This is a genomic window from Pseudobacteroides sp. (assembly GCF_036567765.1).
Classification (GTDB): domain Bacteria; phylum Bacillota; class Clostridia; order Acetivibrionales; family DSM-2933; genus Pseudobacteroides.
In genome coordinates, this window is sequence record NZ_DATCTU010000032.1 from 99,939 (window position 1) to 114,553 (window position 14,615).

Consider the following 14,615-nt stretch of genomic DNA (forward strand, 5'->3'; position numbering starts at 1 on the left):
AGTGAAAGGAGTGTTATAGATGAATGAAGCAGTGGCATTAAATACTATGCAGTTCGTTGTCTTTGTACTTTCCAATGAAGAGTATGGCCTTGATATTCAAATAGTAAACACAATTGAAAAGATGATACCTATAACAAGGGTTCCCAAAACTCCCCAATATGTAAAGGGTGTTATTAATCTAAGGGGTGACATAGTTCCCATTATGGATCTTAGGGAAAGGTTCGGACTTCCCATTTCTGAGGAGACTGAGGAAACAAGGATAATAATTGTTAAATTCGAAGAAATACAGATGGGCATAATTGTGGACGAGGTTAAAGAAGTTATCCATATCAATGAGGAACAAATTGAAAGTACAACAAGCCTTGCTAAGGAAGGGTTAATGGAGAATGTCCTTGGAGCAGGTAAAGTCGATGATAGAGTTATAACTCTTTTAAATATAGAGAAGCTGGTTAACATTTCTGTCAAAGAATAGCTGCAAGGAGTAAAAATATGACTATTAATTTTAGTGAATTAAACAACATACAATTGGATGTGCTCCGTGAAATTGGGAATATAGGGGCAGGCAATGCTGTTTCTGCTTTGGCAAAAATGATTAACAGAAAAATAGACATGGCGGTTCCAAAGGTAAAAATTCTTGAATTTAAGAAAATCTCAGACATGCTGAATGCTCCTGAGGATCCTGTAATAGGAATACTTTTGGGTATGACCGGAGACATTACAGGCAACATTCTTTTTATGCTTGATAAAAAGTCTGCACGTTTACTTGTTAATATGCTGTTTGGGTTTAAAGAAAGCACAAGCGAGGATTTTGATGAGATTGAAATGTCTGCAATAAAGGAGCTTGGCAACATAATGACCGGATCATATGTCGGAGCACTATCCATGTTGACAAACCTTAAGATTTTATGCAGTGTTCCGGATGTGGCCATTGATATGGCAGGTGCCATATTAAGTGTTCCTGCTATTGAATTCGGTAAGCTGGGTGAATCTGTTCTCTATATTGAATCAGAGTTTAACGAAGGTGACAACAAAGTAATAGGTGATTTCTTTCTGATACCTGATATTGGTTCTTATGAAACACTATTAAAGACTTTAGGAGTAATAATCTGATGCATGAAAATATAAAAGTAGGCATGGCAGATTATAAGGCAACCAGCCACCCTAGTATCCTAATAACACTTGGTTTAGGTTCGTGCGTAGGGATAGCTTTATTTGATCCTTCAACTAAAATAATAGGTTTAGCACATATTATGCTGCCGACAAGCAAGATTGCTAAAGATGTGATTAATGATGCTAAATTTGCAGATACAGCTATTATTAAACTTGTGGAGGATATGGTTAGGTTGGGGGCTAATAGGAAGTTTATTAAAGCCAAGCTTGCTGGGGGGGCACAAATGTTTAATTTCACCGATTCCAGTGATTCTATTCGCATTGGACTTAGGAATGTGGAAGCTTCAAAGGAAATGCTGGCAAAATTAAATATACCGATTATTTCTGAGGATGTTGGCGGAAATCACGGACGGACTATAGAACTATATTCTGATGACGGCAAATTGATGATAAAGACTGTAGGGTTTGGTGTAAGTTATATTTAGATTAATTCTATCTATTTGATTGTGAGGAATCCTGATGGACTATATCCAAAGATTTCCATTTATAATAAGTGCAATCATGGCTATAGTTATAGGTGCAATAAGTTATACGGCTAAAGATGATTTGAAACAGACATGCATCAAGATGACAATTGCACTAATTGTGTTTTACATTATTGGAACATTTATAAGAAGTGTTTTTTATAGCATTCACGAAGAGATTGTTAAAAGAAGGGAGGAGATGGAGAAGGAAAAAGACAAAGACATGGAACCGGATGGTTTGGATAACCAAGAGGTATCGGATTCAAGTGCACATGATATTGATTTCACAGTTGATGAATAAAATTTGTTTTAACTTAAAGCGGTTTACTATAGCAATACTAAATTTTATTAGTAATGGGGGATTTTGATGTTATCTGCAAATGTCAAACAAATCGATTTATGGAAGCAGTACAGTGAAAACAAAGACCCTGTTATTAGGGAGAAACTCATTATTGAGTATGCTCACCTTATCAAATACGTCGCAGGAAGATTGAGCATATACTTTGGATCCAATGTGGAATATGACGATCTTATGGGTTTTGGTGTTTTCGGGCTCATTGATGCTATTGAGAAATTTGATTTAAGTAAGGGTGTCAAGTTTGAAACATATGCATCTTTAAGAATAAGAGGCTCAATAATTGACAGTATACGCGAAATGGATTGGGTACCCAGATCATTAAGGCAAAAAAATAAAGAACTTGAAAGGGTTTATTTCGAAATAGAAAATCAACTGGGGCATTCGGCTTCAGACAAGGAAGTAGCTGAAAAACTGGGTATTTCCATGGATGATTTTTATAAGCTGTTAAATGATGTAAGTGTTTCTTCTATGGTATCTTTGGAGGATTTTCTTGAGCAGAACTATGAAATAGGTGTGGACCACCCCTATTCTAGAACTGAAGACAAACCTGAGACATACATAGAGATCAATGAATTGAAGGAGATATTAAGTGATGCCATAAGCAAGCTGCCGGACAAGGAAAAAAAGGTCATATCGCTGTATTATTTTGATGAATTGACACTAAAGGAAATAAGTTCAATTATGAAAGTGTCGGAGTCAAGGATATCGCAGCTGCACACAAAAGCGATATTGAGGCTTAGAGGAAAATTAGCTCGACACAGATCAATATTAAAGGATTAAAAGATTTTGTCGACAATACAAGTTAACAATACAATTTGTAAAAAGGAGGGCAGGCTGACTTATGAATGATTTAAAAATGCAGAGTGGTTCTAAATTGAATGATGGGTTCTACGAGTTAATATACAAAGAGGATGGAGTTTACATTGTAGTAAATCCTCCCGTTGGAAAAGGCAAGAAAGTGGAAACCTGGGAAATTCTAGATAAGCTAAATAGAAAGCAGGTCAAGAATTTCTCCAAAGGTGCTATTGAGCTGGCAGTTTTAAAATCAGACAGGGTGCCTGTCAAAATAGCTGAAAGCCAGCAAGAGGCCAAAGTTGATTCAACTGCTTCAGTAGTTGTATCTCCCGATAAGATGAAAGCATATATTACATTTACTCCACCTGAGGGAGGCAGGATGCTTAATGCGGGGGAAGTAGTTGAAATCTTAAGGCAAAATTGTGTTGTATCCGGCGTAAGCAGCGAGGTGCTGGACAATATTTTGAGGTATCCCGTCTTTAATGAGCAGATTCTTATTGCACAGGGAACCCAGCCTGTAAACGGACAGAACGGCAAGGTGGAGTTTTATTTTGACACAAGCAGTGATAGAAAGCCAGCTATATTAGAGGATGGAAGGGTGGATTACAGGGAGCTTAACCTTATTGAGAGTGTTGAAAAAGGAAAAGCTTTGTGTTCCCTCTTGCCCCCGGTAGCAGGTAAGGCAGGAAAGACCGTAATGGGATATGATATTCCGGCTTTAAACGGTAAGCCTGCGGTATTACCTAGAGGGAGAAATATAGAAGTTTCTGAGGATGGAAAAACGTTATATGCGGGTATAGACGGTCAGGTATGTTACATTGATGGGAAAGTAAATGTGTTTTCTATCTATGAGGTTCATGCCGATGTAGATACTACGACAGGGAATATAAATTTTATAGGAAACGTAGTAGTTAGGGGAAATGTTCTTTCAGGATTTTCAATTGAGGCTGGCGGTAATGTAGAAGTGTGGGGTGTTGTTGAAGGAGCATCCATAAAAGCCGGAGGAGATATCATTCTAAGACGGGGAATGCAGGGAATGGGTAAGGGATATCTAAAAAGCGGCGGGGATATTATAGCTAAATATATTGAGCATAGTATTATTGAGGCTAGAAATGAAATCAAGGCTGAGGCCATTATGCACAGCAGTATAAAATGCGGAGAGAAGCTGGAGCTTTTAGGTAAGAAAGGGCTTCTTGTAGGCGGGGTTGCCAAGGTTGGGAAGCTTATCCATGCCAAAGTTATAGGCTCAACAATGGCAACAGTGACAGAGCTTGAGGTTGGAGTTGATCCTACTTTAAGGGAACGTTATAAGGCATTGAAAGATGAATTCACCACAATTGAAACTGACATAAAAAAAGCTGATCAGGCTATTACAATATTAAAGAAACTTGAAAGTGCCGGAGGACTTTCACCTGAAAAACAGGAATTAATGGCAAAGAGTATAAGAACCAAAGTGCACTATTCAAACAGAATTGAAGAAATAAAAGTTGAAATTGCACAGATAGAAGAGAGATTGCAGCAGGAGTCCCAGGGAAAGATAAAAGCATCGGCTACAGTTTACAGTGGAACCAAAGTCGCTATAGGGTCTTGTTTAATGTATGTGAAAGAGAACCTGCAGTATTGTACATTATACAGGGATGGAGCAGATATAAGGATTTGCCCTTATGACAGATAGGATCTAGCTGAAGAGTAAGGAGTGGTTTGTATGTCCATAAAACCCATAGACTTTCAGGTCATGATACCAAAAACAAGCGAGGTATCAAAAACGGTAAATGATAATCACCAAAAGAATTTGAGCATGAATCAGAACAATGCAGAAAATTTGCAGCATAAGGCAGAGAGTGAAGTTAAGACCGTTCATTCGAAGGAAAAAGCTTCAGGTCCACAAATCAGAGACCACAAGGAAAAGAAAAATAAAAAGGAAAGCAAAAAATATAAAGATAAAGACAAAGACAAAGATAAGAATAGCACCATAGATATTAGGTTATAAAAGGTCTTCTGTAATTCTCATAAATGGTAGAACCTGTTCTTGCTTTAATTTTAGGAGAGGGGGAAGTGATTTGTGATACAGTTTTATATAAGTGTTATTTTTATTGGGATAATATTGGTAGTGATTTCCTTTGTGTTGATACTTTATGATAGAAAAAAAGCATATGATTACTCCAAAGGTGTGGACAATAAAAAAGCCGAGTTATTGGTTGTAATAAAAGATGCAGAGGAAATGATTGAAGAGCTGAACAGTATTTCAGGGTACATATTGGATAATATGGATTCAAAATCAAATGAATTAAAAGATACTTTAATATCCGCTGATGAAAAGATCAAAGAAATTAAATTAGTGGCAGCAGAGCAAAGCGAGCATATAAAGAATGAGCATATTAAGAATGAAACAATAAAGGCTTCCAGTGATAATAAAAACAATGGAAACTGCCGTGAAGTAATAGGTATCCAGGCCATACAGCTCAAAAATTTTACGGAGGAATTCAACACTTTAAGGAATGCAAAGCCTAAAGTAAGAGCTGTGGGAGGCAGCAGATACAGAGAAGTAATCAGTCTTTCCGAAAGCGGTTTGGGTGAGACGGAAATAGCAAAAAAGCTAAACATAGGTAAGGGAGAAATTCAACTGATATTAGGAATGAGTATGGAGAATGGAACAGTTAAAGTATAGGAGGTTGTAATGATAAGCTTTAGTATAAAGAGTATATTGCTTGGAATGGGAATAGGGATAATAATCACTTCTCTTATCAGTATTATATATTTGGCAGGAAATGATACCAAAAACACAATCAGCAATGAAGAAATAATTAGCCGGGCGGAAAAACTAGGTATGGTCAAGTCTGTGAACAAACCGGAAATAAAAAAGGTTCTGCCAGGATATGATATAAAAAACAGTGCATACTAAAGCACTGTTTTTTTAATAATTAAATCACTTAAGTACTTTGCTCTGGGATAATGTGTAAACATAAGCACAAACTATTAAAAGGTAAATGATAAAAAGAATCATAAGCGTTACAAGTATTATGTATCCGAAGCTCCAGAGGGCTGTTCCCAATGCTATTATGGTAAGGAAAGCCGTAAAAAGGTTGGAAATAAATCTTATAATGTAGTCAAGGTTGTAAGGGCCTTGATGTATCTCGTGATAGTTGATTTGCTCTTCTATCTTTTTTATTTTTTGGGACAAAAAAGTTCTCATTCTGTATATTAGCACTAATTCCACCAGCACAAGGATAAGGGGTATTATCAATAACCCTTTAAACATTACGGAGGCAATAATTGTTATGAATACAAGTGCAACGAATATAGTAAAATGGGTAAGAAACCTGTAAGTTTTTTCATAAGTGATGCCGGATTCCTCAGGAAGAAGCATGGGCTTTAATGTTGTGGATACCAGCTTGGTTCCGTATTTTAAAAACCTAGGCATTATAAAGGAAATAACGGCCTTTGTTTTGACAGAATTTTTCATCAACACAGGGGCTATAAGCGTCATGGTAAAAACGTAAACCCCGGTAAACTGATATAAGCTTTCAGAAATAGCACCGGTGCTGTATCCAAGGTAAGCATAGATCATTGAATACTCTCCTCTTGCTATCATGCTTGATCCTATAGATATTGAACTAGACGCTGAGAAGCCGCTGAAGAAAGCCGCTGATGAGGATATAACTATTTCCGACAGTATGGATAAGGGTACAATTATGAGTATGAGAGGGAGCGTATCGGGAATTTGCCGAAAATCCAGCAGCGTTCCGAAAGAAATAAAAAATATAATTATAAATATATCCTTGAAAGCGGACACAGTGCGGTGGAGTCTTTCCTCAACATCATAGCTGACAATAAGCATTCCCAAAAGGAAGGCACCTGCTGCCGAAGCAAGCCCCATATGTAAGGCCAGTGATCCTGTGAGTAAAATAAGACCAATCATAAGTGCAGTAAAAAGCTCTTGTGAGTCAATTTTGGTCATCATATCGATGATTTTGTTGATGAATACAATTCCCAATATTATAAACAAAGCATAAAATCCTAAAGCTTTCAGCATGGATAGGGAAATGTCTGTCAAAGGAATTTGAGTCTTACCCGCTGCTGTAAAGCTCGACAGTATTCCTAGTATCAATATGGCGAAGAAGTCTTCAAATACCATTACCCCCATCAATATTTCAGACTCTTTAGAAGCAGTTCTTTTCATATCAAACAAAAGCTTTGCTACAACACCACTGCTGCTTAGGGCAATGATGCATGTTAAAAACAACCTCTCTTTAAAAGCGAATCCCAGCAAGGTACCGATTATAAAACCAACAATAAGATTTAATATAACCTCATAGGTTCCTATGAAAAACACAGAATTTTTAATTCTTTTGAATTTGTTTATGGAAAACTCAAGGCCTAGGAAGAACATTAAAAGCACAATTCCAAGCTCTGATAAGGTGGAAAGGAGCTCAGTGTCTTTAATGAGTCCAAGTGCCTTAGGACCTACAATCAATCCTACTGCCATATATCCTGCAATAACCGATTGACCGAGTTTTTTCATTACAACTGCAGCAAAGAATCCAAAAAACATTATTATACCAAGCTCAAAAAGAATATTGTGTTCCATAAATCTCCTTTTATGTGTATGACTTGTTATATAGCTTTGTGATTTTTTAAGCTCTTATTATGTTTAAAAATTCAGGGAAGTTTTTGGGATCACCAAGTACAACACAGGTATCCCCTTCAGTAAAAATGTAGTCGGAGCTGGGATTTGTAATATATGTATCTTCTTTTAAGATAGCGATTATTGAAACTTGGGTTTTTTTTCTTAATCCAAGTCCACCGATCCTCTTTCCTATCACAGGTGAATCGCTTTCAAGCCTGAACCAGTCTATTTTTATTTTCTCCATTGCAATTTCGAGACTTTCTAATGATTTAGGCTTAAAAACTTCTCCCGACAAAAAGGCACCGAACCTTCTTGCTTCTTCATCAAGCAAAGAAATACCTGCGAGAGGTTCGTTATTTTTATCCATAATGTAAAGCTCCCTTTTTCCGTCGTTATGCAGTATTAAGGATACCTTTTCTTTGGAATGAGTGACGCAATTTATTTTCTTTCCTATGCCTGGGAGGTTTGTTTCGCTGAAAAAGGACATTTTAATTCCTCCTGAAATTGTAATTTCCATTGCTGCGTAATATTTGCTTTACAGTTCTTTTTTATAGGTATAAAATAGTATTAATAAATAAAATTTTAAGTTTATCTATATTAAAAGTGTTAATAATCTTACATTTGGCGGAGCAAATAACGAATGGTTCAACGGGATTTGCGACAGACAAATGTAATAGATTTATCACTTTTAATCTATTATTATTTTTATTAATTTTATCAAAAAATATATTCGATTTCAAATTTATTAATTGGAAAAGGCAGGTATTGGCAATGAAAATAATTATTGTTGGGTGTGGAAGAGTGGGCAGCAAAATGGCCATTGAATTATTTAATGCCGGAAACGATGTTTGCCTTATAGACCGTAATCCGCTTGCTTTTGATAAGCTTCTAAACAATTTCGGGGGAAGAATGATTGTAGGAACCGGAACGGACGAGGATGTACTTATAAATGCAGGGATTGAAGAGGCAGATGCACTGATTTCTGTCGCAAAAGGGGATAATACCAATATAATGGTAGGACAGATTGCAAAGTTTCTGTATAAGGTTCCTAAGGTAGTTGTAAGGATAGTTGATCCTAAAAGCAAAAAGTTTTATCAGGAGGAAATCGGGCTTACATGCTACTGCCCGACAGAAGTAAGCTGTTCAAGTTATATAGGACTTTTGGGGGTGAATTGATATGTATGTTGTAATAGTTGGAGGTGGGCAGGTAGGGTTCTACCTTGCAAAGACCCTAATTGAAAAAAAATACGAAGTTACTCTTGTAGACTGGGATTTTAATAAAGCTGAAAGACTTAAATATGAACTTGGAGAATGCGTTATGTATGCATCCGGTTCTTCCATTGAAGGATTGGAAAAAGCAGGCTGTGCCCGTGCAGATGTTATTGTTGCTGCGACAAGCGATGATGAAGATAATCTTGTTATTTGCCAGTTAGGTAAAAAATATTTTAATATTCCTAAAGCAGTTGCAAGGATATCAAATCCCAAAAGTGAAAGGATATTTAAAGAGTTGGGTGTCAGCACAACAATAAGCGGTACATCCTATATTGCGGAAGCCATTGAAAGATATGTGGCGAAGCAGCAGTTAACCACGCTTCTCACGTTTAACCATAACGAGATGGTTCTTTTGGAAGCAGAGCTTGAAGAGGACTCTCCGGCGGTGGGCAAGTGCCTTGGTGAAATTTCACTTCCCTATGAGTGCGTAATAGCATTAGTACTAAGAGGAAGGGATGTGCTTTTTGCAAAAGCAGAAACGGTGTTAAACCCTAAAGATATGGTGATAGCAATTTCTACTCAAAAAGAACAGGAGAATTTAAGGAAAATATTGTTGGGCGATTCGGAGGTGTAGGTATATACAATGACGTATAAAAAAATACTTATACCGATAGATGGTAAAAAGCCGAGCGAGGAAATTGTTGACTTTATATGCTCTACTCAAGGGGTAACGGGTTTGGAGATTACTGTTATATATGTTATAGAGGTGCCGAGAAGTTTGCCTCTGCATGCTGAAATGCCGGAAAAAGTCGAATATGCCAGGCTTGCCATAGATGTTGCAAACAAGATCGCAGAAAAATACGGTGCTGCTATCAGCACTTCAATTATATATTCCCGTGCTGCTGAGGATTCTATTTTGATGACTGCTGAGGATTTAAAAGTCGATGTTATAGCAATAGCTCAAGATAATCAGAAGCTCCGTATTTTTTCAAATATGGCCTCTAGTGTATACCAACGTGCAAAATGCAGTGTTTGGCTTTTTAATTCCAAAACTATTGTATAATGAATTTTTATATAAAGCTATAAAATAGCTAGGTTAAAAGTATAAGACCTGCGGGACATACTGATGATACTGCTATGCTTGTTGCAGGAAGAAACTATAATGGACCTTCGGCAATCACTGCTTCAGGCGGTTGGTATGACGCAGGAGATCACGGAAAGTATGTTGTTCACGGTGGCCTGGCACTTTGGATTCTCCAAAACCAATATGAGCATTCCCTTAAATCAGGGCGTGATGCACAGTTTACTGATGGTAAATTAAATATTCCTGAAAGTGAAAACAGCATAAGCGATTTGATGGATGAAACTAAGGAAAAGCGAATATATTACCCTCCATCAACAGCTGCAACACTAAACCTTGCAGCGTGTGCAGCACAGGCTTCACGCATCTGGAAGGATATAGATTCACGCTTTTCATCTACATGCCTGGCTTCAGCAGAAACAGCTTATGCTGCAGCCAAGAAAAATCCTGCAGTGTTTGCCCCATATGGTCAGGAGCAGGGAAGTAAAACATATGGCGACAATTATGTAGAAGATGATTTCTATTGGGCAGCATGTGAGATGTATGTGACAACTGGGAAAAAGGAATACCTTAAAGATTTAAAGGGCTACAAAGGAAGCTTGCAAATGCCTGTTATATTGACAGGTGAATTAAGCGGAATAGCCGGGTCCTTTGATTGGTGTGCTACGGGTGGATTGGGTACTCTTACCCTTGCCTTACATAAATCCGCAGAATTCCCGGAAATTGTAGAAAGTATCAAAAAGGCAGCTGATACATTCCTGGCTGTACAAGCTAATGAAGGTTATGGTATTCCACTAGCTGAATCTACAAATACAAGTGAATTTGATGGTTATATCGAGACTGCAACAAGATATCCCTGGGGTTCAAACGGGCTTGTAATGAATGAAACCATTGTTATGGCATATGCATACGATCTGCTTAAAGATTCAAAATACATTTGTTTCTCCTGCCCGCAGAAGAATTCCAACTATCCATCAGTTCCACCGGGATTTTTGGTATCATGACCCAACTCTGGAAGACGTGATATGGATGGTTTAGGCGGATGTAGTCCAAATAAGGTTATCCCATCCTAGGCGTGTTACACTGATCATGTGGATTCATGGGACACCAATGAACCGGTTATAAGCTATAACGCACCGCTTGCATAGGTTACATATTATCTCGATGAATTTGGAAGCGTACTTCCTGTTCAGCCAACCAGTACACCAACCAGTAAGCCTGTACAAGTTCTTGAAGACATCAATCAGGATGGGTGCTATCAATATGGCAGATGTTATGTTAATTATAAAAGCAATAAATCAAGAAAAATATGATCCAAGGTGTGATCTCACCAATGACGGAGCCATAAATATGGCGGATATTATGAAGCTTGCATTAAAATTTGGCTACACATATTAAATCAGGTGAGTATTCTTAATTGACATACAGATATTACCGGTTTAGCAATCGCTTTATATTCCGAAATATAGTATGATATGATTAATCTATATTTCAGGTATAAAGCGATTTTGTTCATGTCCTGGTGCTAAAAAGTGAGATTTATATGTTGTATCAATGGGTATATTAAAAACAAATAAATTATTGGAGGGAGCACAAATGCCAAAAAATAAAGGATACCGCATAATTGGTTTGACTTTACTGATATTCGTAATATTTATTTCTAACTGTATTATATTGATTGCCTCTGCAAAGCCTGAAAACATAGTGAATTATAAAACAAAAAAGGCAGATTCATTCTACTCGCTGAGTTTAAGATTTAATACCACTATGAAAGATATATCCAATATTAACCCGGAAATTGATCCGAACAAATTAAGTATCGGAAAGAATATTAAAATACCTGTAGGTGCCGATATTATAGTACATCATATTAAAAAAGGGGAGACACTTTGGAAAATTGCAGCAAAGTATAATAGTACGGTTAAATCAATTGTACAGCGTAATAACATTTCAGATCCTAATATTATTTTTACAGGTGACGTTCTGGCAATACAGAAATCAAAATATGATGAGAATATAGAGTTGTTACAAAAGGAAATTATAAACCTTTTAAAGGATAAGGATTTTAAAGGTCTGGCAAAATACGCCCACCCAGTGAAGGGCATCAGATTTTCACCTTACTCATATGTAAATGTAAAACAGGATAAGGTATTTACAGCTTCACAGATATCAAACTTTGCTTCAGATAAAAACAAGTACCATTGGGGATACTTCGATGGGTCTGGAGATAAAATAGAGTTAACTCCCACAGAGTACTTTAAAAAGTTTGTATATGACAAGGATTTTGCCAAGCTGGGTAGTGTAAACTACAATAAAAATATGAAAGGCGTTGGCAACACAATTGAGAACCAGTTTGAAGTATATCCTGGAAGCACTATTGTAGAGTATTATTATAATGGAAGCGGCCAATATCCTGGGTTCGATTGGGTAAGCCTCAGAATGGTTTTTGAGAAGAACGGCGGTAAATGGTATCTGACAGGGATTATTCATAACCAATGGACAATATAAAAAATAGTAAACTCACTGGACACCCGGTGAGTTTTTTATTGTGGTGTGAAATTATGGTGTATTCACACCATGATTTCACACCACAATAGTCAAGGTTATTTTGCCGCAATTATGCCACGTTTTAACTGATATTTTGAGGGTAAGTATATTGTAAAATAAAAAAGGACGTGAACATACAAGGTAAAAGGATGTATAAAATGGAACATAATTGTATTACAAGAAGTTTTTATTCATTGGGTACTATGAATTATATTAAGATTTGCAATTGTGATGATGAAGCGATAATGGGACAAGCAATAACGAGAGTTTTAGCAATTGATGATCTAATGTCTGCATATAAAGGTGGAAGCGATGTCTCACGGATAAACAGTAATTCAGGCAAGGGGTTTATAAATATTCATCCAGATACCATGAAAGTTTTAAGCCGATCTTTAGATTTTTCAAGAATATCTTATGGTGCTTTTGATATTACTATCCGCCCTCTGGTCGAGCTTTGGGGTATAGGTAAAAAAAGCGGCTTTATTCCCTCAGATGAAGAGATCAACAAAATCAGGATGCTTGTTAACTACAAAAATGTTTTATTGGATCAAAACAATTGCCGTGTTTCTCTTGAACTTCCAGGCCAGGCTATTGATCTTGGAGGGATTGCTAAAGGGTTTGCAGCTGACGAAGTCAAACGAATTCTTTTAGAAAACCACATTAAAAGTGCTCTAATAAACCTTGGAGGCAATATTATCACAATAGGTAATCGCCCGGATGGTATTCCTTGGCAGATTGGAATACAAAATCCAGTGAAAGCAACAGGTACGCATATTGGTATCCTTAATAGCTCATGCAAAACTATTGTTACTTCAGGAAGCAATGAAAGATTTTTTGTTAAAGATGGTGTCAGGTATCATCATATACTTGATCCCCATACCGGGAAACCTGCAAACACTAAGTTCTTAAGTGTTACAGCTGTCTCTGGCTGTTCTATGGATGCCGATGCCCTTACAACTGCAGTTTTTATTTTGGGCAAAGATTTTGCATATGAGAATGAAGGGGGATATACAGGTAAGAGGTGGTTGAACTTGGCAAAGAAACTAGATGCAGAGGTAATTATTATAAGTTCTGATGCGGAGATAATTATTACCGATGGATTAAAAGATAATTTTAAGGTCAGGAGTTGAGGCTATGAAAAAAAATAAGTTGTCTTCACCAATACAACTAATAAGATTAATAGTGCAAATTGTGTTTTTTATATTGTTGCCAGGCTTATACATAAATGCATTTGCTGGTATTAGGGAAATTTATTCCGGGGTTATTCATCAAAACTTCAGTTTGCGTGATTACCTTCCACAGCTGATAGGAGTTATTGCAGTAGTTCCTGCAACAATATTTTTAGGAAGGTTTTTCTGTGGCTGGATGTGTGCTTTTGGAACATTAGGTGACATCCTTTATCATATTTCAAGAAGAGTTTTCAAAATTTCATTCCGAGTAAATGAAAAAGCTGATAGAGTGTTAAAGTATATAAAGTTTATAGTTTTGGGGTTTCTTGTGGTTGTCGTGTGGAGTTTGGGGATAGCAGGCTTTGCTTCTGTAAGCCCATGGAATGCCTTTGGTATACTTGTGACTTTTGGTAAGCTTCCTGACTTTTCATATGCCTTTACAGAATTTACCGTAGGAGTGCTGATCTTACTGGGAATTGTTGTTGCATCCTTTTTCATTGAGAGATTTTTTTGCCGCTACCTTTGTCCGTTAGGTGCTGTTTTTACTATAATTTCAAGATTAAGGCTAACTAAAATAAACAAGCCACGACAAAAATGCGGCTCATGCAAAGTATGCACCAATAACTGCAGCATGGGAATACCCTTGTACAAATACGATAAAATTGATTCAGGTGAGTGTATTTATTGCTTTAAATGTGTTTCTTCTTGCCCGCGTAACAATGCAGGTGTGGGCGTTGCAAATAAAGAAATCCAAAACAGTGTAGCTGCTGCAATCACTGTGGCGTTTATATCGGGATCATATTTCACGGGAACCGTGGTAGCAAAAACAGTGGGTACAAGTAATGAGAGCAATATAACAGTATCTTCAGATGTATCAACCAAGCCAGCTAGCAGCATTTATAAGGATGGCACTTATGAAGGTTCAGGTATAGGCTTTAGAGGAGCTACTACAACTGTTTCGGTAACCCTGAAAAATGATAAAATTACCGATATCAATGTTGTATCTCATGGAGACGATGCTCCGTGGTTCAATCCCGCATACAACTCTGTGTCCAGCCAGATCCTAAGTACTCAGTCAACTGATGTTGATGCTGTTTCGGGAGCTACCTACAGCAGTTTAGGTATAATGGATGCAGTTTCTGATGCATTGGAAAAGGCAAAAAGGGAGTAACTTTGCTGCCTGCATGATAAG

General features: G+C 37.1%; 19 protein-coding genes. 17 read left to right on the plus strand and 2 right to left on the minus strand.

What is annotated here, in order from left to right:
* Window positions 1-19: 19 nt before the first annotated feature.
* From VIO64_RS04995 to VIO64_RS05035, 9 genes are all read left to right on the plus strand, one after another.
* Window positions 20-472: a chemotaxis protein CheW gene (locus VIO64_RS04995; RefSeq protein WP_331915785.1), complete on the plus strand. Its 453-nt coding sequence runs from the start codon at window positions 20-22 to the stop codon at window positions 470-472.
* Window positions 473-489: 17 nt separating this feature from the next.
* Window positions 490-1,110, plus strand: coding sequence for a chemotaxis protein CheC (locus VIO64_RS05000; RefSeq protein ID WP_331915787.1), 621 nt, complete (start codon window positions 490-492; stop codon window positions 1,108-1,110).
* The gene (locus tag VIO64_RS05005; protein WP_331915789.1) at window positions 1,110-1,595 is read left to right on the plus strand and encodes a chemotaxis protein CheD; all 486 of its coding nucleotides are present in this window, start codon (window positions 1,110-1,112) and stop codon (window positions 1,593-1,595) included. Before VIO64_RS05000 ends, VIO64_RS05005 begins: the two co-directional genes overlap by 1 nt.
* Before the next feature lie 34 nt (window positions 1,596-1,629).
* Window positions 1,630-1,935, plus strand: coding sequence for a hypothetical protein (locus tag VIO64_RS05010; protein WP_331915791.1), 306 nt, complete (start codon window positions 1,630-1,632; stop codon window positions 1,933-1,935).
* Window positions 1,936-2,001: 66 nt separating this feature from the next.
* Window positions 2,002-2,772 (plus strand): FliA/WhiG family RNA polymerase sigma factor, encoded by a 771-nt coding sequence (locus VIO64_RS05015; RefSeq protein WP_331915793.1) that lies wholly within the window; start codon window positions 2,002-2,004, stop codon window positions 2,770-2,772.
* Between the two features lie 61 nt (window positions 2,773-2,833).
* Window positions 2,834-4,462 carry a FapA family protein gene (locus VIO64_RS05020; protein WP_331915795.1) on the plus strand — a complete coding sequence of 543 codons (1,629 nt, stop codon included), beginning with the start codon at window positions 2,834-2,836 and terminating at the stop codon, window positions 4,460-4,462.
* Between the two features lie 30 nt (window positions 4,463-4,492).
* Window positions 4,493-4,777, plus strand: coding sequence for a hypothetical protein (locus VIO64_RS05025; RefSeq protein WP_331915797.1), 285 nt, complete (start codon window positions 4,493-4,495; stop codon window positions 4,775-4,777).
* 72 nt (window positions 4,778-4,849) lie between these two features.
* Entirely contained in the window at window positions 4,850-5,455 is a 606-nt protein-coding gene (locus VIO64_RS05030) for a DUF6115 domain-containing protein (RefSeq protein ID WP_331915799.1), read from the plus strand.
* Window positions 5,456-5,464: 9 nt separating this feature from the next.
* Window positions 5,465-5,689 (plus strand): hypothetical protein, encoded by a 225-nt coding sequence (locus tag VIO64_RS05035; protein ID WP_331915801.1) that lies wholly within the window; start codon window positions 5,465-5,467, stop codon window positions 5,687-5,689.
* 24 nt (window positions 5,690-5,713) lie between these two features.
* On the opposite strand, the gene VIO64_RS05040 is transcribed toward VIO64_RS05035, so the two are convergent.
* Together VIO64_RS05040 and VIO64_RS05045 are read right to left on the minus strand one after the other, a co-directional pair.
* The gene (locus VIO64_RS05040) at window positions 5,714-7,375 is read right to left on the minus strand and encodes a cation:proton antiporter (protein ID WP_331915803.1); all 1,662 of its coding nucleotides are present in this window, start codon (window positions 7,373-7,375) and stop codon (window positions 5,714-5,716) included.
* Window positions 7,376-7,421: 46 nt separating this feature from the next.
* Window positions 7,422-7,901 (minus strand): cation:proton antiporter regulatory subunit, encoded by a 480-nt coding sequence (locus VIO64_RS05045; protein WP_331915805.1) that lies wholly within the window; start codon window positions 7,899-7,901, stop codon window positions 7,422-7,424.
* 284 nt (window positions 7,902-8,185) lie between these two features.
* Here VIO64_RS05045 and VIO64_RS05050 point away from each other — a divergent pair, with 284 nt between their 5' ends.
* The 8 genes from VIO64_RS05050 to VIO64_RS05085 all read left to right on the plus strand — a co-directional run bounded on the left by VIO64_RS05050 (window position 8,186) and on the right by VIO64_RS05085 (window position 14,594).
* Entirely contained in the window at window positions 8,186-8,590 is a 405-nt protein-coding gene (locus tag VIO64_RS05050; RefSeq protein WP_331915807.1) for a potassium channel family protein, read from the plus strand.
* Window position 8,591: 1 nt separating this feature from the next.
* Window positions 8,592-9,260: a TrkA family potassium uptake protein gene (locus VIO64_RS05055; protein ID WP_331915809.1), complete on the plus strand. Its 669-nt coding sequence runs from the start codon at window positions 8,592-8,594 to the stop codon at window positions 9,258-9,260.
* Window positions 9,261-9,269: 9 nt separating this feature from the next.
* The gene (locus tag VIO64_RS05060) at window positions 9,270-9,689 is read left to right on the plus strand and encodes a universal stress protein (protein ID WP_331915811.1); all 420 of its coding nucleotides are present in this window, start codon (window positions 9,270-9,272) and stop codon (window positions 9,687-9,689) included.
* 41 nt (window positions 9,690-9,730) lie between these two features.
* Window positions 9,731-10,711, plus strand: coding sequence for a glycoside hydrolase family 9 protein (locus VIO64_RS05065; RefSeq protein ID WP_331915974.1), 981 nt, complete (start codon window positions 9,731-9,733; stop codon window positions 10,709-10,711).
* A gap of 160 nt (window positions 10,712-10,871) precedes the next feature.
* Complete coding sequence (locus VIO64_RS05070; protein ID WP_331915813.1) at window positions 10,872-11,105, plus strand: dockerin type I domain-containing protein; 234 nt, start codon at window positions 10,872-10,874, stop codon at window positions 11,103-11,105.
* A 198-nt stretch (window positions 11,106-11,303) separates the two neighbouring features.
* Window positions 11,304-12,215 carry a LysM peptidoglycan-binding domain-containing protein gene (locus tag VIO64_RS05075; RefSeq protein ID WP_331915815.1) on the plus strand — a complete coding sequence of 304 codons (912 nt, stop codon included), beginning with the start codon at window positions 11,304-11,306 and terminating at the stop codon, window positions 12,213-12,215.
* 197 nt (window positions 12,216-12,412) lie between these two features.
* A complete protein-coding gene (locus VIO64_RS05080; RefSeq protein WP_331915817.1) occupies window positions 12,413-13,384 on the plus strand; it encodes an FAD:protein FMN transferase in 972 nt (323 codons plus the stop codon).
* 4 nt (window positions 13,385-13,388) lie between these two features.
* Window positions 13,389-14,594 carry a 4Fe-4S binding protein gene (locus tag VIO64_RS05085; RefSeq protein WP_331915819.1) on the plus strand — a complete coding sequence of 402 codons (1,206 nt, stop codon included), beginning with the start codon at window positions 13,389-13,391 and terminating at the stop codon, window positions 14,592-14,594.
* Window positions 14,595-14,615: the final 21 nt, after the last annotated feature.

Coding starts and splice junctions, on each gene's coding strand:
- VIO64_RS05060 (WP_331915811.1), top strand. CDS start 9,270: ATGACGTATAAAAAAATACTTATACCGATAGATGGTAAAAAGCCGAGC.
- VIO64_RS05035 (WP_331915801.1), top strand. CDS start 5,465: ATGATAAGCTTTAGTATAAAGAGTATATTGCTTGGAATGGGAATAGGG.
- VIO64_RS05010 (WP_331915791.1), top strand. CDS start 1,630: ATGGACTATATCCAAAGATTTCCATTTATAATAAGTGCAATCATGGCT.
- VIO64_RS05080 (WP_331915817.1), top strand. CDS start 12,413: ATGGAACATAATTGTATTACAAGAAGTTTTTATTCATTGGGTACTATG.
- VIO64_RS05055 (WP_331915809.1), top strand. CDS start 8,592: ATGTATGTTGTAATAGTTGGAGGTGGGCAGGTAGGGTTCTACCTTGCA.
- VIO64_RS05000 (WP_331915787.1), top strand. CDS start 490: ATGACTATTAATTTTAGTGAATTAAACAACATACAATTGGATGTGCTC.
- VIO64_RS05085 (WP_331915819.1), top strand. CDS start 13,389: ATGAAAAAAAATAAGTTGTCTTCACCAATACAACTAATAAGATTAATA.
- VIO64_RS05025 (WP_331915797.1), top strand. CDS start 4,493: ATGTCCATAAAACCCATAGACTTTCAGGTCATGATACCAAAAACAAGC.
- VIO64_RS05050 (WP_331915807.1), top strand. CDS start 8,186: ATGAAAATAATTATTGTTGGGTGTGGAAGAGTGGGCAGCAAAATGGCC.
- VIO64_RS05015 (WP_331915793.1), top strand. CDS start 2,002: ATGTTATCTGCAAATGTCAAACAAATCGATTTATGGAAGCAGTACAGT.
- VIO64_RS05020 (WP_331915795.1), top strand. CDS start 2,834: ATGAATGATTTAAAAATGCAGAGTGGTTCTAAATTGAATGATGGGTTC.
- VIO64_RS05070 (WP_331915813.1), top strand. CDS start 10,872: ATGAATTTGGAAGCGTACTTCCTGTTCAGCCAACCAGTACACCAACCA.
- VIO64_RS05045 (WP_331915805.1), bottom strand. CDS start 7,901: ATGTCCTTTTTCAGCGAAACAAACCTCCCAGGCATAGGAAAGAAAATA.
- VIO64_RS04995 (WP_331915785.1), top strand. CDS start 20: ATGAATGAAGCAGTGGCATTAAATACTATGCAGTTCGTTGTCTTTGTA.
- VIO64_RS05005 (WP_331915789.1), top strand. CDS start 1,110: ATGCATGAAAATATAAAAGTAGGCATGGCAGATTATAAGGCAACCAGC.
- VIO64_RS05075 (WP_331915815.1), top strand. CDS start 11,304: ATGCCAAAAAATAAAGGATACCGCATAATTGGTTTGACTTTACTGATA.
- VIO64_RS05040 (WP_331915803.1), bottom strand. CDS start 7,375: ATGGAACACAATATTCTTTTTGAGCTTGGTATAATAATGTTTTTTGGA.